The organism is Pseudomonas tremae, assembly GCF_023278125.1.
GTDB classification, from domain to species: domain Bacteria; phylum Pseudomonadota; class Gammaproteobacteria; order Pseudomonadales; family Pseudomonadaceae; genus Aquipseudomonas; species Aquipseudomonas tremae.
This window is the reverse complement of the sequence record NZ_CP066270.1, coordinates 4,057,854-4,077,347: the sequence shown is the minus strand read 5'-3', so window position 1 is coordinate 4,077,347 and position 19,494 is coordinate 4,057,854. Positions and strand designations below refer to the sequence as shown.

Genomic DNA, 19,494 nt, shown 5'->3' with positions numbered 1-19,494 from the left:
TGAGCCCCAAAGCCGGGCGTTCGGACCACCGCTTTGGTGGGCAAGCTCACACAAGGCCAGGGCCAGGGCCATGTGCATTTCAAAGCCCGTACTTCTTGACCTTGTCAAACAAAGTGGTCTTGGCCATGCCCAGTTCCTGACTGGCCTGGCTGAGGTTGCCCCCGCTGCGTTGCAGTGCTTCGCCGAGCAGCGATCTTTCAAAAGCTTCCACCGCTTCGGCGAACCCCAGGCTTTGATTTTCGCTTACCGTGCCGGTCTGTTTGAACGCAGGCAGACCGAGTGCGAAACGTTCTGCGACGTTGCGCAACTCCCGCACGTTACCTGGCCAGTCGTGACTCATCAGGCTTGAGCTGGTCTGACGATCCAGCGTCGGCGGCTCGCGGTCGAAACGCAATGATGACAGCTGCAGGAAGTGTTCGAACAGTTGCAGAATGTCTTCGCGGCGCTCGCGCAAAGGCGGTAATTCAAGGGTAACGACGTTGAGGCGGTAATACAGGTCGCTGCGAAACTGATTGGTCTTGCCCAGTGCGTTCAGGTCGGACTTGGTTGCTGAAATCACCCTGCAATCTACTGCAACGCTCTGGTTTGAACCCAGACGCTCCAGAGTTCGCTCCTGAAGGACACGCAACAGCTTGATCTGCAGGTTGATCGGCATGCTCTCGACTTCATCGAGAAACAACGTGCCGTTGTGTGCGTGCTCGATCTTGCCGATGCGCCGTTTGCCTGCGCCGGTAAAGGCATTGGCTTCGTGACCGAAAATCTCGGATTCGAACAGGCTCTCCGCCAGCCCTCCGCAATTGAGGGCGACAAACGGGTGATCCTTGCGTCGACTGAAATCATGCAGACAGCGGGCGACCAGTTCCTTGCCTGTCCCGGTCTCGCCTTCGATCAGGATGTTGGCCGAGGTATCGGCAACGTTGGCAATCAATGCACGCAGGTTCTGCATCGCCGCAGAGCGTCCGATGATCCTGCCTTCCAGCGAGTCGCGTTCGGCCAGTCGCTTGCGCAATGCCCAGACTTCCCGGGCCAGCCCGCGTTGTTCCAGGGCACGGCGCGTGACGTCGACCAGACGCTCGGGCGAGAAGGGCTTCTCCATGAAGTCATATGCGCCGTCACGCATCGCATTGACGGCCATGGTGATATCGCCGTGGCCGGTAATCAGTACCACCGGCAGACTATTGTCACGGGTCTTCAGACGGCTCAACAGCTCCAGACCGTCCATGCCCGGCAAGCGAATGTCGCTGATGACGATGCCGGCGAAATTATCGCCGATACGCGTTAGCGCCTCCTCGGCGCTCGACACGCCTTCGCTGCTGATATCTTCCAGCGCCAGCGCCTGCTGGCAGCCCAGCAATACGTGCGGGTCGTCTTCGACGATCAGGACGGTCAGGTCGCTGTTGATGCTCATGGATGTTCCCTCATACAGGCTCGCCCCGGCGAGAATCGGTCGGGGTGTTCGAAATGAACGGCAGGCACAGAACAAAGGTCGTGCCGGCTTCGCCCACCGGTTCTGCGCCAAGGCTGCCTCCTGCGGCAGCGGCAAGGCTTGCCGACAGCGTTAGTCCAAGCCCCAGTCCTTGCTCGCCAGGCTTGGTGGTGAAAAACGGTTCGAACAGGTGCTTGCGTGTTTCATCGTCGATGCCGTGGCCATTATCACGCACCTGCAAACGGTAACGGCCGTCGATGATCGAGCCTTCAAGCCACAGCTCTGGCTGTGGCTGGGCGAACATGGCATCCAGTGCGTTGCCGATCAGGTTGACCAGAATCTGCTCGAGCCGGGTCTGGTCGATGGTCAGGGTGGCGTCGCTGAATTCGCGGTGCAGAACCAGGCCGGAGTGCTCCAGACGTACGCCCAGCAACTGTAAAGCTGCATCGACCGCCTTGCTCAACTGCGCCTGACCCTGATCATCGCCGCGTCGGGCGAAGGCTCGCAGGCTGGCGGTGATGCGGCCCATGCGGTCGACCAGATCGTTGATGGTTCGCAGGTTGGTGCTGGCGGTGTCCAGTGCGCCACGTTCCAGAAAACGCACCGTGTTGCCGGACAAGGTGCGCAGGGCAGCCAGAGGCTGGTTCAGCTCATGCGCGATGCTGGTTGACATCTGACCGATAGCTGCCAGCTTGCCAGCCTGTACCAGTTCATCCTGCGCCTTGCGCAATGTGTCTTCGGCCTGCCTTGGTTCACGAATCTGCGCCTTGAGGCGTTCATTGCTGGCCCGCAGGTGTTCGGTCCGCTCGGCGATCTTGCGTTCCAGCTCATTGTTTGCTGCCTGCAGCGCCTCTCTGGCAGCCAGCCGGGTCGAAATCACCTTGCGGCGCTCGTTCCAGGCAATCAGCAGGAACGTCACCAGCGCGCAGGCCACTGCGACCAGCATGCCGCGACTTGCCGCTTCACTGCGCAGGTCTTCGAGCGGCGTCAGCAGCGTCAGGTGCCAGGCGGTGTCGTTCAGCGGCCGGGTCTGGGCCAGATAGCTGACCTGATTATGCTCCCGGTCGACACTGACGTTGGCCGGGAAAACAAGTTTCTCGACACTGTCAGACAGGTTCTCGCGTTCAAGCGGCACCAGCTCGTCGAGCGGCCACCAATAGTATTGCAGGCTGCGGGCCAGGCGCTCCTTGAGTTCCGGCGTGAGCGGGCGCACTGACTTCAGACGTCTGGCCGGGTCGCTGGACAGAATGATGATGCCGTTCTCGTCGCTGACGAAGGCCTCCAGGCGCGCCCGCTGCCAGCGCTCTTCGAGTGCTTCGAGGCTGACCTTGATGACTGCCACGCCGATAATCCGGCCTTTGTCTTCCAGGTCATGAGCCAGGTAGTAACCGGATTCACCGTTGGTGGTGCCGATCCCATAAAAGCGCCCTGGCAAGCCGCGCACGGCGTCCTGAAAATAGGCACGAAAGGAGAGGTCTTCGCCTTGAAAGCTGTCGGAGTCGCGCCAGTTGCTGGTGGCGAGTACCCGGCCAGTCGTGTCCATCACATAAATGGCACGGCTGCGGCTGCGTCGGTTCAAACCTTCGAGGTAGCGATTGACCTGCTGCTGAAGCTCCGGCCCCGGTTTGTTCAGCAATTGCGACACGCTGGACTCTAGCTCCAGAACGCTGGGCAGGTAGGTGTATTTGCTGATTTCGCTTTCAACCGTGCGTGCATGCAGCTCCAGCTGGCGTTCGCCGCTTTCGCGCAGGCTCTTGATGCCATTGTGTTCGCTGACCAGGTAGGCAACGTAACCCAGACCGATCATCAACAAGAGGATCAGCGGTGGCAGAAACAGTTGGCGGATCAGGCGAGGTTTCACGGCGAGTGATGGCGGCGCTGCGCGATAAAGAGTGGGGTCGCATTTCATCACAGTCGTCCTGAACCGAACAGCTGTCCGCGAAAGTGCGGACAGCCGCGAGATGCACTGCCTAGTGCTGGAGAATCTTGGCGAGGAACTGTTGGGCGCGCTCGGAGCGTGCGTTGACATCGCCGAAGAATTCTTCCTTCGCGCAGTCCTCGACGATCTGGCCCTTGTCCATGAAAATCACCCGGTCGGCGACTTTGCGAGCGAAACCCATTTCGTGGGTCACGCACATCATGGTCATGCCTTCGTGGGCCAGTTGCACCATTACGTCGAGCACCTCGTTGACCATTTCCGGGTCCAGTGCCGAAGTGGGTTCGTCAAACAGCATGACCACCGGGTCCATCGCCAAAGCGCGGGCAATGGCAACACGCTGTTGCTGTCCGCCGGAAAGTTGGCCTGGATGCTTGTGCGCATGTTCCGACAGACCGACTCGTTCCAGCAGTTTCAAGCCTTTTTCCGTGGCCTCGGCCTTACTGCGGCCCAGTACCTTGATCTGCGCGATGGTCAGGTTTTCAACAATGCTCAGGTGCGGAAACAGTTCGAAGTGCTGAAACACCATGCCGACTCGCGAGCGCAGCTTCGGCAGGTTGGTCTTGGCATCGGAGATCGACGTGCCATCAACCACGATTTCGCCTTTCTGAAACGGTTCCAGTGCATTGACGCACTTGATCAGGGTCGATTTGCCCGAGCCGGATGGCCCGCACACCACGACCACTTCGCCCTTGCTGACCTCGGTGCTGCAATCGGTCAGCACCTGGAAGTCTCCGTACCACTTGTTGACGTTCTTGATGGAAATCATACGGCAAACCTTTTTTGCAGACGCTTTACCAGCACGGAGGCGGCAAAGCTGATCGTGAAGTACACCAGACCGGCAATGATCAGGAACTCGTTTGCGCGACCGATGATGTCGCCGCTGGAGCGCGATGCGTTGAGAAAGTCCACGAGGCCTACGGTGTACACCAGAGAGGTGTCTTGAAACAGAATGATGCTCTGCTGCAGCAACAACGGGGTCATCTTGCGAAATGCCTGGGGCAGGATGATCAGTCGCATCATCTGCGAGTAGTTCATGCCCAGTGCCTGCGCCGCGCCCATCTGGCCCTTGGAGATGGACTGCACACCGGCCCGGACGATTTCGCAGAAGTAGGCGGCTTCGAACATCATGAACGCCACGACGCATGAGGCGAATGCACCGATCGGGGTGTCTTCACCAGTGATCCAGCGCAGCACGAATGGCACCGCCAGGTAGAACCAGGTGATTACCAGCAGCAGCGGGATCGAGCGAAAGTAGTTAACGTAGGCGCCAGCCACATTGGCCAGCAGTTTGTTCGACGACAGACGCATCAGGGCCAGAGCAGTACCCAGCACCAGGCCGCCGACAACCCCCATCGCCATCAGCTTGAGGGTCATGACCATGCCGTTCCAAAGGCCGGGAATGGCCGGAACGATTCCAGTAAAGTCCATTATTTACCCCCCAGGGAGATCAGGCCGGGCACCGCGACTTTCTTCTCGATCACGCGCATCAGCAGCATCAGGCCCATGTTCAGCGTGAAGTAGATGAGCGTTGCGAGGGTGAAGGCTTCGAACAGGTTCGCGGAAAACTCGGCGGTCTGTTTGGTCTGTGCGAGCAACTCCATCAGGCCGATCAGCGACGCAACCGAGGAGTTCTTGAACACGTTCAGGAATTCGGAGGTGAGCGGTGGAATGATGATGCGATAGGCTTGCGGCAACAGCACGTTCCAGTAAATCTGCGGCAGCTTGAAGCCCATTGCGCGAGCGGCCGATTCCTGGCCCTTCGGCAGCGCTTCGATGCCGGTACGTACCTGTTCGCAGACCCGCGCAGCGGTGAACAGACCCAGGCAAACCACGACGCTCAGGAACGCCGAAGTGGTCGGGTTGAGGTCCTGCTTGTACCACTCCTGCAGGTTTTCAGGCAGCAGGTCGGGCACCAGGAAGTACCAGATGAACAGCTGCACCAGCAGGGGCACATTACGGAAGATTTCCACGTATACCGTGGCGATCCCCGACACCAGACGGCTTGGTACAGTGCGCATGACACCCAGTACCGAGCCGAGTATCAGGGCGATGATCCAGGCAACGACAGCAATGGCGACAGTCCAGCCCAGACCGGAGATGAACCAGTCCAGATAAGTCTCGCTGCCGACGCCGGTGGAATTGAAGAACACTCCCCAGTCCCAGTTGTAATTCATCAGGGTCTACCCCTCTTTTTTATATGGCTATCGAGATGCACGTGCTGGCGGAAGTCGAGCGCGCTGTACCGGTCCCGAAAGGTCTTGCCCGCTCGGGACCCGGTCAGTTCAGGCTTGCTGAACCGGCTGCTCAGGCTTTCTTGTCGTCTGCAGCTTTATCGGTCGGGTTCTGAATCAGTTCCTTGAGTTTTTCGCTCATCGGGAAATTCAGATTCAGACCTTTAGGAGGGACCGGGGACATGAACCACTTGCTGTAGATGGCATTGATGTCGCCGGATTTGAACGTCGCGACAATGGCGTCATCCACCGCTTTCTTGAACGGGGCGTCGCCCTTGCGAACCATGCAGCCGTAAATCTCGTAGGATTGCGCAGTACCGGTCACTGCCCAATCGTCAGGCTTCTTGGCTTTGGCCATTTCACCTGCCAGCAGCGCGTCGTCCATCATGAAAGCGACTGCACGGCCCGACTCGAGCATCTGGAAGGATTCGCCGTGGTCCTTGGCGGAGATCACGTTCATGCCCATCTGCTTGTCGGCGTTCATCGCCTTGATAATGCGCTCGGAGGTGGTGCCCGCGGTGGTAACGACGTTCTTGCCTTTCAGGTCATCGAAGTCCTTGTAGCTTGAGTCTTTTTTGGACAGAAGGCGGGTGCCTACTTCGAAGATACCCGTGGAGAAGTCAACCTGTTTCTGGCGTTCAACGTTGTTGGTGGTCGAACCGCACTCCACATCGACAGTGCCGTTCTGAACCAGCGGGATACGTGTCTGGGACGTCACCAGATTGTACTTGACCTTGAGTGCAGGCATGTCGAGGTCTTTCTTGATGGCTTCGACGATTTTCAGCTGTATGTCATGGGAGTAGCCCATCGGCACACCTGATGCGTCAGCGATGTAGGAGAAGGGGATAGAGGCGTCACGGTGACCAAGTGTGATGGTGCCGGATTCCTTGATCTTCTTCAGGGTACCGGTGAGCTCTTCTGCCAGAACCGGAGTGCTGATCAGGGCGGCGGCCAGTGCGGCGGAGATTGCGGCGCCCAGAACATGGGGAGCGATACGCATCGGTTGAATCCTCTATTTCATTTCTTATTGATAGGGACGCTGGGAAGGCGGCCCACTTATTGACGAATGCTTCAACTGCGTCCTTTGAGACACACGCATGTGTCGAAGCTGTCGATAGAGAGAGCAGGACTCGTGCCAAACTTGGCAATTATCCTAGGCCCATGATAGTAAAGGACTTTTTATGATGATCGTGGAGGCGCGCAAGTCGCTATGTACGGAAGTCCGAACATGACGAGTCAGGATGTTCGGAAAACCGAATATTGCAGGAAGTTGGCAGTGAAGCAGGGATTCGATGCGAGGAGGGTGTCGAATGAGAAAGGTGTCGAGCGGGGGAGCCTGTTCATCCTGGGAAGGATGAACAGGTGAGCGCATGGTGGATCAGGCGGCTTCGATGTCAGCCTTGTTGCGCACTACGGTTTCCAGATAGCTGCGTACTCCGGCCTGCTCTTCAGGAGTGGTAAACAGACCCAGCTTGGTGCGACGCCACAGGATGTCCTCGATACTGGTAGCCCATTCCTGATCGCACAGGTAATCGACCTCACGCGTGTACAGCCCTGCGCCCAGATGCTGGCCCAGATCGTCCAGGCTCTGCGCACCTTCCAGCAGGCGCCAGCTGCGGCTGCCGTAAGTGATCGACCAGCGTTTGGCGATAGGCTCAGGCAACCAGCTGAAGCGTCGGGTCATTTCTGCCGTCAACGCTTCCGGGGTGGTCATGTCTTCACCGCCGGGCAGGGCAGACTTGGCTGTCCAGCTTGGTTTCATGTGTTTGAAAAACGGCGCCAGCTGGGTCATCGCTGATTCGGCGAGCTTGCGATAAGTGGTCAGCTTGCCACCAAATACCGACAAAATCGGCGCTTCTTCAGCTCCGCCCGACAGCGACAGCGTGTAATCGCGGGTGATGGCTGACGGATTGTCGGACTCGTCGTTGCACAGCGGGCGTACACCGGAAAAGGTGTGCAGCACATCGGTACGACTCAATTGCTTCTTGAAGTGGTCGTTGGCCACTTTGAGCACGTAGTCCATCTCGCCTTCAGTGATATCCACCTTGTTCGGATCACCCTGGTATTCACGGTCAGTGGTGCCGACGATGGTGAAATGCTCCATGTACGGAATCGTGAACACGATGCGTTTGTCTTCGTTCTGCAGAATAAACGCATGCTCGCCTTCGTACAGCTTGGGCACGATCAAGTGGCTGCCTTGAATCAGGCGAATGCCATACGCCGAGTCGAGCTTGAGGTCTTCGCGAATGAATTTGGCGACCCAAGGGCCGGCAGCGTTGACCAGCGCCTTGGCGTGGATCGAAAACAGGCTGCCGTCGCTGCGCTCCAGATGCAGATGCCACATACCTTTGATACGGCGCGCGCTGACACAACGGGTCTGAGTGTGGATGTGCGCACCGTTTTCACGGGCAGCCATCGCATTGAGCACCACCAGACGAGCATCGTCCACCCAGCAATCCGAGTATTCGAAGCCGCGAGTGATGCTTGGGTTGAGCGGGCTGTCCGCACCGAACTTGATGGTTCGCGAGGCTGGCAGTTTTTCGCGCTTGCCAAGGTTGTCATAAAGGAACATCCCTGCACGAATCATCCAGGCCGGGCGCAGATGCGGACGGTGAGGCAAGACAAAGCGCATCGGTTTGACGATGTGCGGTGCCTTGTCGAGCAGCACTTCACGTTCGGCGAGCGCTTCACGCACCAGGCGAAATTCGTAGTGTTCCAGATAGCGCAGGCCGCCGTGGATCAGCTTGCTGCTGGCCGACGATGTGTGGCTGGCCAAGTCATCTTTCTCGCAGAGAAAAACCGAAAGGCCGCGACCCGAAGCATCCGCTGCGATCCCGACACCGTTGATGCCACCGCCAATAACGGCAATGTCGTAAACCTCTGAGAGGGGCGGGGTTGGCACGTTGGTGTGGGGCATTGGTGGCCTCCTGGACAATTCTTGAGCGCAGCTCGAAAGGCGAATCTGAACATTAATGTTCACTTTCGAAAATCATAGCTCAATAAAATGACCCTTGCCAGTCGGTATCGATTGAAAATACTGATGATGGAAGTCAAAAAGAACAAAAATGAACATTGTAGGGCTAGATGTGAAGCAGGGAAGATCGTACTTCCGCACTTCTCCGTGCACACGCCCTGGGCCGGCATGCAGTTCGGAACAGCATGCCGGCGCGGAATATCGCACGACAGTGGTGACGTTGTTCCGGACGCCTCTCGTTACTCGCGTGCTGGTCGGAAACCGGTGTTCACAATCAAACCACTTCCAGACGAATCTTGTGCTGTGTCAGCAGTTGTTGAAGCGCAGGCACCGGAGGCTGGTCGGTAACCAGGCAGTCGATCAGGGTGATCGGCCCAAGTCGTACCATTGCGTTGCGTCCGAACTTGCTGGAGTCAGCCGCCAGCAGCACTTTGCGCGCGTTGGCGATGATCGCCTGGGAAACCCGCACTTCCTGATAATCGAAGTCCAGCAGGCTGCCGTCTTCATCTATACCGCTGATACCGACCAGCGCGAAGTCGACCTTGAACTGGCTGATGAAATCGATACTGCCCTGGCCGACCACACCGCCGTCACGACGGACATTGCCGCCTGCGATCAAGACCTCGAAATCATCCTTGGTGCTGAGAATGGACGCCACATGCAGGTTGTTGGTAATGATCTTCAGGTTGTTGTGGTTGAGCAGGGCGCGGGCAATGGATTCGGTGGTGGTACCGATATTGATGAACAACGAAGCGTTGTCCGGGATCTGCGCAGCAATGGCCTCGGCGATCCGCTGTTTTTCATCGCGCATCTGATCCGCACGCATGGCGTAGGCGGTGTTTTCGATGCTTGAGTCATAAGCCGCGCCGCCGTGGTAGCGACGCAGCAGATTCATTTCCGCCAGTTGATTGATATCGCGGCGGATGGTTTGTGGGGTAACGACGAACAGCGTCGCCATTTCCTCGATGCTGACGTAACCGCGGTCGCGGACCAGTTCGAGTATCTGTTGTTGGCGGGGAGGCAGGTTCATTGTTTTTCCTTGAGCGCCCTCTACAAATGGCGCCCATCATGCCGCAGGCACGTGTGACCTGTCAGCCGGAATCCTGCTCCCCCTTACACAACAGCGTTTATCACTCTTGGTTTTCGTGCGGTTCCCAGTCACGGGTGCGCGCTACTGCTTTCTGCCAGCCAGCGTACAGCTTCTCGCGATGCGCCTCTTCGCAGGTAGGTTCGAAGACGCGTTCGATGACTGCCTTGTTGCGCAACTCGTCCAGGCTGCTCCAGAAACCGATTGCCAGACCCGCCAGGAAGGCTGCGCCCAGCGCCGTGGTTTCACGCATTTGCGGGCGTTCGACGTGAGTGCCGAGAATGTCCGCCTGGAACTGCATCAGGAAGTTGTTGGCCACCGCGCCGCCGTCTACGCGTAGTGACTTGAGGCGTTCGCCAGAGTCCTGCTGCATGGCGTCGAGCACGTCGCGGGTCTGGTAGGCGATGGATTCCAGCGCCGCCCGGATGATGTGGTCGACCTTCACGCCACGTGTCAGGCCGAACAGCGCGCCACGGGCATACGGGTCCCAGTAGGGCGCGCCCAGGCCGGTGAACGCAGGCACCAGATAAACACCGTTGCTGTCCTTCACTTTGCCGGCGAAGTATTCGGTGTCCAGCGCGTCGTTGATGAGTTTCAGTTCATCGCGCAGCCACTGTACGGTAGAGCCGCCGTTGAACACCGCGCCTTCCAGCGCATAGGCCACTTCGCCACGCGGGCCGCAACCGATGGTGGTTAGCATGCCATGGGCAGACTTCACGGCTTTCTTGCCTGTGTTCATCAGCAGGAAGCAACCGGTGCCATAGGTGTTTTTCGCCTGACCCGGTTCTACGCACATCTGGCCGAACAGCGCCGCTTGCTGGTCGCCTGCAATACCGGCAATAGGAATGCCGCTCTTGCTGTGGCCATAGACCTCGGAGGAGCTTTTGACCTCGGGCAGGATCTCGCGCGGGATATCCAGTACATCAAGCATGCGCTGATCCCATTCCAGCGTATGGATGTTGAACAGCATGGTCCGCGAGGCGTTGGTGTAGTCCGTCACGTGAACCTTGCCGCCAGTGAATTTCCAGATCAGCCAGGTGTCGATGGTGCCGAACATCAACTCGCCTTTTCGGGCGCGCTCGCGACTGCCTTCGACGTTGTCGAGAATCCACTTGACCTTGGAGCCTGAGAAGTACGGGTCGATCACCAGCCCGGTGGTGTCCTTGATGTACTCCTCCATGCCGTCGCGCTTGAGCTGCTGGCAGATTTCGGTGCTGCGGCGGCACTGCCAGACGATCGCGTTGTAGATCGGGCGGCCGGTTTCACGTTCCCAGATAACGGTGGTTTCACGCTGGTTGGTGATACCGATGGCGGCGATCTGGTCGTGGTGCAGGTCTGCCTGCGCCAGCGCCTTGGTCATGCATGCAGTCTGGGTAGCAAAGATTTCCATCGGGTCATGCTCGACCCAGCCTGCCTGCGGATAGTGCTGCACGAATTCGCTTTGGGCAGTGCTCACCACGTTGGCGTCGCGGTCGAAAATGATGGCTCGCGAGCTGGTGGTGCCCTGGTCAAGAGCAATGATGTAATTCTTGTTCTGTTTGTCAGTCATGTCGATTGCCTTGCATTGTTGGGTGGGATTCAACGTTGTATGGGGTTCAGGAGGAAGCCTGAACTTTGCCGCGAACCACGGGTGTTTCTTTTTCGTGTTCGGCAGAAACGGCGCTCGGCAGATGACGCGCAATCAGCGTGCGATAGCCTGCAGCACCCAGACAGGCACCCAGAATGGGCGCAAAAATCGGGACCAGGAAATAAGGAATGTCGCGACCACCGGTAAAGGCTATTTCACCCCAGCCAGCGAAAAACGTCATCAGTTTCGGACCGAAGTCGCGTGCCGGGTTCATGGCGAAGCCGGTCAGAGGGCCCATTGCGCTGCCGATCACGGCTACCAGCAGACCGATCAGCAAAGGGGCCAGCGCGCCGCGGGGCAGGCCGTTGTTGTCATCGCCCAAGGCCATGATGACACCCATGAGAATAGTGGTGATGACCACTTCGACCAGAAATGCCTGACCCACGGAAATGGCAGGGTTAGGGTAGGTCGAGAACACCGACGCAAGCTCGAGACTCTGCTGGCTGCCGCGGATGATGTTGTGGGTATGTTCGAAATCGAAAAAGAGGCTGACGTACAACAGGTACACAAGACCTGCACCGCAAAATGCACCTGCGATCTGTGCGCAGATGTAAAACGGCAATTTACGTTTTTCGAAACCTGCAAACAGACTCAGCGCGATGCTGACTGCAGGGTTGAGGTGAGCACCTGAAATACCTGCGCTGAGGTAGATGCCCATGCTGACGGCCATGCCCCAGATGATGCAGATTTCCCACAGGCCGAAAGTGGCCCCCCCGACCTTGAGCGCTGCAACGCACCCAGTGCCGAAAAAAATCATCAGCGCTGTGCCCAGAAATTCAGCTACACATTGCCCGGAGAGCGTTGGTTGTTTTAGTGCGATGGTCATGGATACCTCATTTTTTGTTTTTGTCTCGGCACCCTGAGACAGGCATGGGTGCTCGTTATTCATGCGTATCAGAAAAACCCCATTTCTGATCGCTGGTGCGAGTTATACCGAAAAAGCGCTTTCGATAATATTCGTAAACGAAAAAATATAGGCAAGAATCCCCCCTGTCAAAGGTCGGAACCGAACGGTCAGCAAATCTGCGACACACCGCACAGGCGTTTCAGCAGGCTGTACACCGGGGCATTCGAGCAGTTTTCAAAAGGCCATCATTGTTACAGGTCGCGTGAATCAAGGCATGTTCACTTTACTTCGCTTAAAGTGATCGTCGTCTCGACCCCTTTGGAGCGCTGCATGACACCCGCATTGGATTTGCTGAAGAAAAACCGCGTCGAGCATCGTATTCACAGCTACGAACACGATCCCAAAGCCGCGTCGTATGGTCTGGAGGCAGCAGAAAAACTGGGGCTGGAGCCTGCCCGGGTTTTCAAGACGCTGTTGGCAAGTACTGAAAAAGGAGAATTGCTGGTCGCTGTGGTGCCGGTCGTCGGAACGCTTGATCTGAAGGCTCTGGCGCACGCGTGCGGGGCCAAGAAAACCGAAATGGCCGACCCGGCGGCGGCTCAGCGTTCTACTGGTTACTTGCTGGGAGGGATCAGTCCGCTGGGGCAGAAGAGACGTTTGCGCACGTTCATCGATGAAACTGCGCAGCTTTTTGAAAGCATATATGTCAGCGCAGGAAGGCGGGGGCTTGAGGTCGAGCTGTCGGCGGACATGCTCGCGGAGCATACCCAGGCCAGGTTCGCGCCTATCGGTCGGGACGGTCGGGAATAAACCTGGTGCTCAGATGTTCAGCGTTCGCGTCGCAACGTTGCCAGATGCTGCGAATAACACCAGATGATCGGCTGCTACACGAATGCCCACATTGTCACCCTGCCGGTGATCGGCATGGCTGGGGAAAATCGCGTCCAGCTGGCTGCCTGCGGGCAGTTGCAGGCGATACAGGGTCGAGGCGCCCTGGAATGTCCGACCGATGACCCGCGCCTGCAAACGGCTGTCCGGTGCATAGACGATGTCGTCCGGCCGCAGCAGGACATCCACGGCACTGCCGCTGATGCCGGGGTAAGCCCGATTGCCACGCAGCACGCCGAGTTCGGTGTTCACCGATTTCGGGTCAAGCATCTGACCGCGAATGAAGTAGCCCTGCCCGATGAAGCTTGCAACAAAAGGCGTCAGCGGCTCGTGATACAGGTTGTAAGGCGTGTCCCACTGTTCCAGACGTCCTTCCTTGAACACGCCGACATGGTCGCTGACGGCAAAGGCCTCTTCCTGATCATGAGTCACCAGAATGGCACTGGTGCCCCGTGCCTTGAGAATGTCGCGCACCTCATGGCTCAGCCGCCGACGCAACTCGCCATCCAGATTGGAGAACGGCTCGTCGAGCAGCAATAACTGTGGCTCAGGCGCGAGCGCCCTGGCCAGCGCGACGCGTTGCTGCTGGCCGCCGGACAATTCGTGTGGGTAGCGCTTACCCAATTCGCCGAGGTTGACCAGCTCCAGCAATTCAGCGATTACCTGATCGAGGCGCGGGTGGTTGCGAATGCCGAAGGCAATGTTTTCGGCGACGCTCAGGTGCGGGAACAGCGCGTAGTCCTGAAACACCATGCCGATTCGGCGTTTTTCCGGCGCAAGCGTCCATCCGGGACGGGATATGACCTCGCCAGCCAACGTGATTTCTCCCGAATGGATCGGTTCGAAGCCGGCAATGGCGCGCAATGTAGTGGTTTTGCCGCAGCCCGACGAACCCAGCAGGCAGCCAATATCACCCGCATTAAGGTGCAGGTTGAGGTCCTGCACCACGCGCTGGTTTTGGTAGCCGCAGGCCAGGTCACGCAGGTTCAGCAGCAACTCGCTCATGCGGGCTTGCAGGACGGCGCGACGAGAAATTCCAGCAGCGCCTTCTGTGCGTGCAGGCGATTTTCGGCCTGATCCCAAGCGACCGAGCGCGAGTCGTCCAGCAAATCGACACTGATTTCTTCGCCGCGGTGAGCCGGCAGGCAATGCATGAACAAGACGTCGCTGGCGGCCAGATCGAGCAGGGCGCGGGTGACCTGAAACGGGGCAAACAGCGCCTTGCGGCGTGCGGTTTCTTCTTCCTGACCCATAGAGGTCCAGACGTCGGTGCTGACCAGGTGAGCGCCGGTCACGGCGGCTTTCGGATCACGAACCACGGTGACGCGGTCTCCGGCCAAGGCCAGAAATTGCGGGCTGGGCTCGTAACCGGCAGGGCAGGCAACGCGTAGCTGGAAGTCGAACTGAATTGCCGCTTCTATATAGCTGTTGCACATGTTGTTGCCGTCGCCAATCCAGGCAACCGTCTTGCCTTTGATCGAGCCGCGATGCTCCAGGAAGGTCTGCATGTCGGCCAGCAACTGGCAGGGATGCAGGTCGTCTGACAGACCGTTGATCACCGGCACGCGGGAATTGGCAGCGAACTCGGTCAGGTTGCTGTGCGCATAAGTGCGGATCATGACCGCATCCAGCATCCGTGACATGACCTTTGCGCTGTCGGCAATTGGCTCGCCACGGCCCAACTGGGTATCTCGATGCGACAAAAAGATGGCCTGGCCACCCAGTTGAATCATCCCTGCTTCAAAAGAAAGACGGGTACGTGTCGAGGATTTTTCGAAAATCATCCCGAGTACCCGGTTCTTCAGCGGCTCGAAAAATACGCCGCGATTTCGCAGGTCTTTGAGCTCTACGCCACGACGGATCATGCCCAGAAGTTCGTCCGGGGTGTAATCCATCATCGAGAGAAAGTGCCTGGCATTCATGATTAACTACCTTTTTTGCAACAGACCGCAGGTTATCAAAGCCGGTTTTTATCGGGAAAACGGGCAGACCTGCGGCGGAGGCCGCGCGGAGCGACGAATAAGGAAGGCGCGATAGTATAAAAAAATGTCGCGTCTTACCAATAGCAAGCGTGTTTCAGAAAAGCCGAAGCCTCGACGCTGCCCATTAAAGGCGCGCTGTAATACTTCATTGACAGGCTAAAAACTGGCTACGCTGAGAAGGCGAATGGCGTTCTCTGCTTTTTCCGAAGGCAGCATTTGTACACTGCTCAAATAGCGCTTGGCAATTAGTACCAATCCTGCAACAGTCCACTTTTCCGCAGCCGTGCTTATGCGACGCGCTTCACGGACTTGAATCAGGGACCGTTTCTTTAATGCCGGTCACAGGTTATAAAGCGTTGCCGAAACATTTACTGATCGAGGGGTGGGGAATGGACTCAAAAGAGCGTCAATTAACGGAGTTACTGGGGCTGACCGCCCGTACGCTCACCCATCTGACTGCTTCAATGACCTCGATGTCCTTTGAGTTGTTGCGCAGCGAGGACGAGGTGACGCGCAATGCGGGACGTCGCATGATCGACCGAATGGCGACCATCAGTTCGGGGCTCGACGAACACTGGCGTCTGATCGGCGATCTGACCGGTGTTCACCTGGCCCAGGAGCAGATCGAAACCGTCACCGAAATCCAGCTTCAGCACAAGGTCGTCACACCTCTGGGCGGCTGACCCGGTCTGCTCATCGGCGCGCCTGATGCTTTCCGATTCACAATGCTGACGTCAGTGGCGCAGCTCATCGGCACGCACCATAGTGACTGTTAAGCAATCAGTCTGATTGCCATGACAAGAACCGAGGCTGCGATGACCCGGACCGAACATTACCGCGCCTGCCATTTGTGCGAGGCTATCTGCGGCCTTGCCATCGAGACCGAGGCCGGGCCGGACTCTGCCCCTCGAATCACCTCGATCAAAGGCGACCCACTGGACACCTTCAGTCGTGGTCACATCTGCCCCAAGGCCGTTGCGCTGCAGGACATTCAGAACGACCCCGACCGCTTGCGCCAACCGATGTTGCGCAACGGGGAGCAGTGGCAGCCGATCACCTGGCAAGACGCGTTCGATCGGGTTGCCGAGCGGCTTCATGCCATTCAGCAACGTCACGGGCAGAATGCGGTGGCGATCTATCAGGGCAACCCCAGCGTCCACAACTACGGGCTGATGACCCACAGCAATTATTTTCTTGGCCTGCTCAAGACCCGTAACCGTTTTTCAGCGACGTCGGTCGATCAGTTGCCGCATCATCTGACCAGCTTTCTGATGTACGGCCACGGCATGTTGCTGCCGATTCCGGACATTGATCACACCGACTTCATGCTGATTCTAGGAGGCAATCCGTTGGCTTCCAATGGCAGCATCATGACCGTTCCGGATGTCGAGAAACGCCTGAAGGCCATTCAGCAACGCGGCGGCAAGCTAGTGGTCATTGATCCGCGCCGCAGCGAAACCGCTGCCATTGCCGATCAGCACCTGTTCGTTCGTCCTGGCGGCGATGCGGCGCTGCTGTTCGGGTTGCTCAATACGTTGTTCGAAGAGGGGCTGACTCGCCAGAGCCATCTGCCGGTCGACGGGCTGGAAGAGGTGCGAAAAGCGATTGGCGACTTCAATGCCGAAGCGATGAGCCCGCGCTGCGGCATCGCTGCAGGGCAGATTCGGCAATTGGCCCGCGATTTTGCAGCCGCCGACCAGGCGGTGTGTTACGGACGCATGGGCGTTTCCACTCAGGCGTTCGGCACGCTGTGCCATTGGCTGACACAGTTGATCAATCTGGTGACAGGCAATCTCGACCGTGTCGGCGGCGCGCTGTGCACTGAGCCCGCCATCGACCTTGTCAGCTCGACATCGGGCGGGCATTTCAATCTGTGGCAAAGCCGCGTGTCAGGGCTACCGGAGTACGGTGGCGAGTTGCCGGTCTCGGCGCTTGCCGAAGAAATGCTCGTGGAAGGGGAGGGGCAGGTTCGCGCGCTCGTGACGGTCGCGGGCAACCCGGTGTTGTCGACGCCCAACGGACGCCAGCTGGATCAGGCGCTGAAGGGTCTGGAATTCATGGTCAGCATCGATCTGTACATCAACGAGACCACTCGCCATGCCGACCTGATCCTACCGTCCACGTCGGCGCTGGAGAACGATCATTACGACACCACGTTCAACACCCTGGCGATCCGTAACGTCACGCGCTTCAATCGCGCGATCTTCGAAAGGCCCGAGGGCGCATTGCACGATTGGGAGATATTTGTCGGCCTGGCCAAGGCGTTTGCAGCCAAGGCTGCGCGTGAGCTGAAGCTAACCCTGCCACCGGCGCAGATGATTGATCGCGGTTTGCGTGCGGGGCGCTATGGCGAGGCATCGGCCCACAATCTGTCTCTTCAGACACTGGCAGGCCACCCCCACGGCCTGGATCTGGGCGCACTGAAGTCAAACCTGGCAAGCCGCCTGAAAACCGCCAATGGCAGCATCCAGGCTGCGCCAGAGGTGATCATGGCTGATCTCGCACGCTTTGCTGCCGATCCTGGTCAGCAGGCGGGTGAGTTGCTGCTGATTGGCCGCAGGCATGTACGCAGCAACAATTCGTGGATGCATAACTACCACCGGCTGGTGAAAGGCAAGCCTCGGCATCAGCTGTTGATGCACCCTGAGGACCTGCAGCGGCGTGGCTTGAGTGACGGGCAGCAAGTCAGGGTCAGCTCGCGGGTAGGTGTGATAGAAGTCCAGGTATTGAGCAGTCTGGACATGATGCCGGGTGTCGTCAGCCTGCCGCATGGCTGGGGACATTCGCGGGCTGGCGTGAAAATGGAGATCGCCCGGAGTCAGCCCGGCGTGAGTGCCAACGACCTGACGGATGAACGGCAACTCGATGTTCTGTCCGGCAACGCTGTGCTGAACGGCGTTCCGGTGCAGGTGGTGTCTTGTTAAGGCGCAAGACAGAGCGTCATGCTCGGGTTTTCGTTACAATGCGCCACCGTGCCGACAACTGAGTCGGATATTTCAGCCGAGGTGCATCATGGATATCATCGAAACGATCAAAGAGCAGATTGCCAACAACACCATTCTGCTTTACATGAAAGGCGCTCCAAACGCTCCACAATGCGGCTTTTCGGCCAAGGCCTCCCAGGCGTTGATGGCGTGTGGCGAAAAGTTTGCCTACGTCGACATCCTGCAAAACCCTGAAATCCGCACCAACCTGCCAAAGTACGCCAACTGGCCGACTTTCCCGCAGCTGTGGGTTGCCGGTGAGCTGGTTGGCGGTAGCGACATCATCAGCGAAATGATGGCTGACGGTTCGCTGCAGACCCTGGTCAAGGATGCATCTGCCAAGGCAGCACCTGCCAAAGCCGAGTAAAACCTTACGCTCCAGCGTGGCGTGTATGTCACCTGGAGGACGCAGAGCGTCGCACGATAGTCGAGGTTATCGTTCCCTGCGCTTCGCGTGGGAATGCCTTTCACGACGCTCTGCGTCGCAAGCGTTTGTAGCAGTGTGGTTTTACAGACAAGAAAAAGCCCGCTCTCGACAGAGGCGGGCTTTTTCATTGCAGCGCGTCGGGTGAATCAGTCACCCATTTGCGACTGCAGGTAGTTCTCTATGCCGACTTTGACGATCAGACCAAGCTGAGTCTCCAGCCAGTCGATTTGCTCTTCCTTAGGCTCAAGGATGTCTTCGAGCAACTCACGGCTGCCAAAGTCGCCGACTGTCTCGAAATGAGCAATGGCCGCTTTCAGATCAGCCAGACCTTTCTGCTCGATCTTCAGGTCGCACTCCAGCATTTCCTTGGTGTGCTCGCCGATCAGGATCTTGCCGAGGTCCTGCAGATTTGGCAGCCCTTCAAGAAACAGTGTGCGCTTGATCAGCTTGTCTGCGTACTTCATCGCATGGATGGACTCGTGGTACTCATGCCCGCCGAGCTTTTTCAGGCCCCAGTCTTCGTACATACGTGCATGCAAAAAGTACTGATTGATAGCGACCAGCTCGTTTCCGAGGATCTTGTTGAGATGCTGGATGACTGTAATGTCGCCTTTCATGTTCGAGGTCCTGCCGATGGATGGTGTCGATAAGCTGCGAGTGTGAGCTGCGCTCCATCGTCTGTCAAACCTAAGTGTTTGAATAATAAGTGAATTTAAATAGGAATAAGAATGTTTGAGTTCCGCATCTTGACGCTAAGCGCTTGAATTACAGGCATAAAAAAACCGGACATGACGTCCGGTTCTTGAAAACGGGGTATTCAGGCAGCTGAAAATTTTGCGGGATATGCCAGCGCCGCATGACTGCTTTGCAGTTCGGTCAGGGTGTCACGCACCACTTCTTTCGCCAGGCAGGCGCATTTTCCACATTTACTCGCGACGCCCAGCGTTTCGCGGACTTCACGATAACTGCAGCAGCCTTCCAGAATTGCATCCCGGATTTGACCGTCTGTGACACCTTGGCAGAGGCAAACATACATAAGCTATGGACCGTCGCTGGTTTATTGCTTGATGTGAAGGAGACTA

General features: G+C 57.8%; 18 protein-coding genes. 4 read left to right on the top strand and 14 right to left on the bottom strand.

What is annotated here, in order from left to right; genetic code table 11:
* Positions 1–79: 79 nt before the first annotated feature.
* From aauR to I9H09_RS18365, 10 genes are all read right to left on the bottom strand, one after another.
* Complete coding sequence (aauR, locus tag I9H09_RS18410) at positions 80–1,408, bottom strand: two-component response regulator AauR (protein ID WP_005889313.1); 1,329 nt, start codon at positions 1,406–1,408, stop codon at positions 80–82.
* A gap of 10 nt (positions 1,409–1,418) precedes the next feature.
* Positions 1,419–3,335 carry a two-component sensor histidine kinase AauS gene (gene aauS, locus I9H09_RS18405; protein WP_236502215.1) on the bottom strand — a complete coding sequence of 639 codons (1,917 nt, stop codon included), beginning with the start codon at positions 3,333–3,335 and terminating at the stop codon, positions 1,419–1,421.
* A gap of 61 nt (positions 3,336–3,396) precedes the next feature.
* Positions 3,397–4,131, bottom strand: a complete 735-nt coding sequence (locus I9H09_RS18400) for an amino acid ABC transporter ATP-binding protein (protein ID WP_024671658.1) — start codon at positions 4,129–4,131, stop codon at positions 3,397–3,399.
* Entirely contained in the window at positions 4,128–4,796 is a 669-nt protein-coding gene (locus I9H09_RS18395) for an amino acid ABC transporter permease (protein WP_172678951.1), read from the bottom strand. Before I9H09_RS18395 ends, I9H09_RS18400 begins: the two co-directional genes overlap by 4 nt.
* On the bottom strand, positions 4,793–5,539 hold the full coding sequence (locus I9H09_RS18390) for an amino acid ABC transporter permease (protein ID WP_005889317.1): 747 nt from the start codon (positions 5,537–5,539) through the stop codon (positions 4,793–4,795). The genes I9H09_RS18395 and I9H09_RS18390 overlap by 4 nt, the downstream gene beginning before the upstream one ends.
* Positions 5,540–5,669: 130 nt before the next feature.
* A complete protein-coding gene (locus I9H09_RS18385) occupies positions 5,670–6,596 on the bottom strand; it encodes a glutamate/aspartate ABC transporter substrate-binding protein (protein WP_005889318.1) in 927 nt (308 codons plus the stop codon).
* Between the two features lie 378 nt (positions 6,597–6,974).
* Positions 6,975–8,513, bottom strand: coding sequence for a glycerol-3-phosphate dehydrogenase (gene glpD / locus I9H09_RS18380; RefSeq protein ID WP_054996992.1), 1,539 nt, complete (start codon positions 8,511–8,513; stop codon positions 6,975–6,977).
* 331 nt (positions 8,514–8,844) lie between these two features.
* Entirely contained in the window at positions 8,845–9,600 is a 756-nt protein-coding gene (locus I9H09_RS18375; RefSeq protein WP_005889322.1) for a DeoR/GlpR family transcriptional regulator, read from the bottom strand.
* A 100-nt stretch (positions 9,601–9,700) separates the two neighbouring features.
* Entirely contained in the window at positions 9,701–11,206 is a 1,506-nt protein-coding gene (gene glpK / locus I9H09_RS18370) for a glycerol kinase GlpK (RefSeq protein WP_005889324.1), read from the bottom strand.
* A gap of 46 nt (positions 11,207–11,252) precedes the next feature.
* Positions 11,253–12,110 (bottom strand): MIP/aquaporin family protein, encoded by an 858-nt coding sequence (locus tag I9H09_RS18365; protein WP_024671656.1) that lies wholly within the window; start codon positions 12,108–12,110, stop codon positions 11,253–11,255.
* A gap of 351 nt (positions 12,111–12,461) precedes the next feature.
* Between I9H09_RS18365 and ybaK the strand changes: the two genes are divergently transcribed.
* Positions 12,462–12,941 carry a Cys-tRNA(Pro) deacylase gene (gene ybaK / locus I9H09_RS18360; RefSeq protein ID WP_024671655.1) on the top strand — a complete coding sequence of 160 codons (480 nt, stop codon included), beginning with the start codon at positions 12,462–12,464 and terminating at the stop codon, positions 12,939–12,941.
* Between the two features lie 9 nt (positions 12,942–12,950).
* On the opposite strand, the gene I9H09_RS18355 is transcribed toward ybaK, so the two are convergent.
* Together I9H09_RS18355 and argF are read right to left on the bottom strand one after the other, a co-directional pair.
* Positions 12,951–14,024 (bottom strand): ABC transporter ATP-binding protein, encoded by a 1,074-nt coding sequence (locus tag I9H09_RS18355; RefSeq protein WP_122347585.1) that lies wholly within the window; start codon positions 14,022–14,024, stop codon positions 12,951–12,953.
* Positions 14,021–14,941 (bottom strand): ornithine carbamoyltransferase, encoded by a 921-nt coding sequence (gene argF / locus I9H09_RS18350; protein WP_122347584.1) that lies wholly within the window; start codon positions 14,939–14,941, stop codon positions 14,021–14,023. The genes I9H09_RS18355 and argF overlap by 4 nt, the downstream gene beginning before the upstream one ends.
* Before the next feature lie 449 nt (positions 14,942–15,390).
* On the opposite strand from argF, the gene I9H09_RS18345 reads away from it, so the two are divergent.
* The 3 genes from I9H09_RS18345 (at position 15,391) to grxD (ending at position 18,352) form a co-directional block, all read left to right on the top strand.
* Positions 15,391–15,684, top strand: a complete 294-nt coding sequence (locus tag I9H09_RS18345; RefSeq protein WP_005889335.1) for a hypothetical protein — start codon at positions 15,391–15,393, stop codon at positions 15,682–15,684.
* Positions 15,685–15,816: 132 nt separating this feature from the next.
* Positions 15,817–17,925, top strand: a complete 2,109-nt coding sequence (locus I9H09_RS18340; RefSeq protein ID WP_122347583.1) for a molybdopterin oxidoreductase family protein — start codon at positions 15,817–15,819, stop codon at positions 17,923–17,925.
* Between the two features lie 88 nt (positions 17,926–18,013).
* Entirely contained in the window at positions 18,014–18,352 is a 339-nt protein-coding gene (grxD, locus tag I9H09_RS18335) for a Grx4 family monothiol glutaredoxin (protein WP_005889339.1), read from the top strand.
* Between the two features lie 206 nt (positions 18,353–18,558).
* Here grxD and bfr read toward each other — a convergent pair whose 3' ends face one another.
* Both bfr and I9H09_RS18325 read right to left on the bottom strand, forming a co-directional pair.
* Complete coding sequence (gene bfr, locus I9H09_RS18330; RefSeq protein ID WP_005889341.1) at positions 18,559–19,029, bottom strand: bacterioferritin; 471 nt, start codon at positions 19,027–19,029, stop codon at positions 18,559–18,561.
* Between the two features lie 200 nt (positions 19,030–19,229).
* On the bottom strand, positions 19,230–19,448 hold the full coding sequence (locus tag I9H09_RS18325; protein ID WP_005889343.1) for a bacterioferritin-associated ferredoxin: 219 nt from the start codon (positions 19,446–19,448) through the stop codon (positions 19,230–19,232).
* Positions 19,449–19,494 lie beyond the last annotated feature (46 nt).

Coding starts and splice junctions, on each gene's coding strand:
- aauR (WP_005889313.1), bottom strand. CDS start 1,408: ATGAGCATCAACAGCGACCTGACCGTCCTGATCGTCGAAGACGACCCG.
- aauS (WP_236502215.1), bottom strand. CDS start 3,335: ATGAAATGCGACCCCACTCTTTATCGCGCAGCGCCGCCATCACTCGCC.
- I9H09_RS18400 (WP_024671658.1), bottom strand. CDS start 4,131: ATGATTTCCATCAAGAACGTCAACAAGTGGTACGGAGACTTCCAGGTG.
- I9H09_RS18390 (WP_005889317.1), bottom strand. CDS start 5,539: ATGAATTACAACTGGGACTGGGGAGTGTTCTTCAATTCCACCGGCGTC.
- I9H09_RS18385 (WP_005889318.1), bottom strand. CDS start 6,596: ATGCGTATCGCTCCCCATGTTCTGGGCGCCGCAATCTCCGCCGCACTG.
- glpD (WP_054996992.1), bottom strand. CDS start 8,513: ATGCCCCACACCAACGTGCCAACCCCGCCCCTCTCAGAGGTTTACGAC.
- I9H09_RS18375 (WP_005889322.1), bottom strand. CDS start 9,600: ATGAACCTGCCTCCCCGCCAACAACAGATACTCGAACTGGTCCGCGAC.
- glpK (WP_005889324.1), bottom strand. CDS start 11,206: ATGACTGACAAACAGAACAAGAATTACATCATTGCTCTTGACCAGGGC.
- I9H09_RS18365 (WP_024671656.1), bottom strand. CDS start 12,110: ATGACCATCGCACTAAAACAACCAACGCTCTCCGGGCAATGTGTAGCT.
- ybaK (WP_024671655.1), top strand. CDS start 12,462: ATGACACCCGCATTGGATTTGCTGAAGAAAAACCGCGTCGAGCATCGT.
- I9H09_RS18355 (WP_122347585.1), bottom strand. CDS start 14,024: ATGAGCGAGTTGCTGCTGAACCTGCGTGACCTGGCCTGCGGCTACCAA.
- argF (WP_122347584.1), bottom strand. CDS start 14,941: ATGAATGCCAGGCACTTTCTCTCGATGATGGATTACACCCCGGACGAA.
- I9H09_RS18345 (WP_005889335.1), top strand. CDS start 15,391: ATGGACTCAAAAGAGCGTCAATTAACGGAGTTACTGGGGCTGACCGCC.
- I9H09_RS18340 (WP_122347583.1), top strand. CDS start 15,817: ATGACCCGGACCGAACATTACCGCGCCTGCCATTTGTGCGAGGCTATC.
- grxD (WP_005889339.1), top strand. CDS start 18,014: ATGGATATCATCGAAACGATCAAAGAGCAGATTGCCAACAACACCATT.
- bfr (WP_005889341.1), bottom strand. CDS start 19,029: ATGAAAGGCGACATTACAGTCATCCAGCATCTCAACAAGATCCTCGGA.
- I9H09_RS18325 (WP_005889343.1), bottom strand. CDS start 19,448: ATGTATGTTTGCCTCTGCCAAGGTGTCACAGACGGTCAAATCCGGGAT.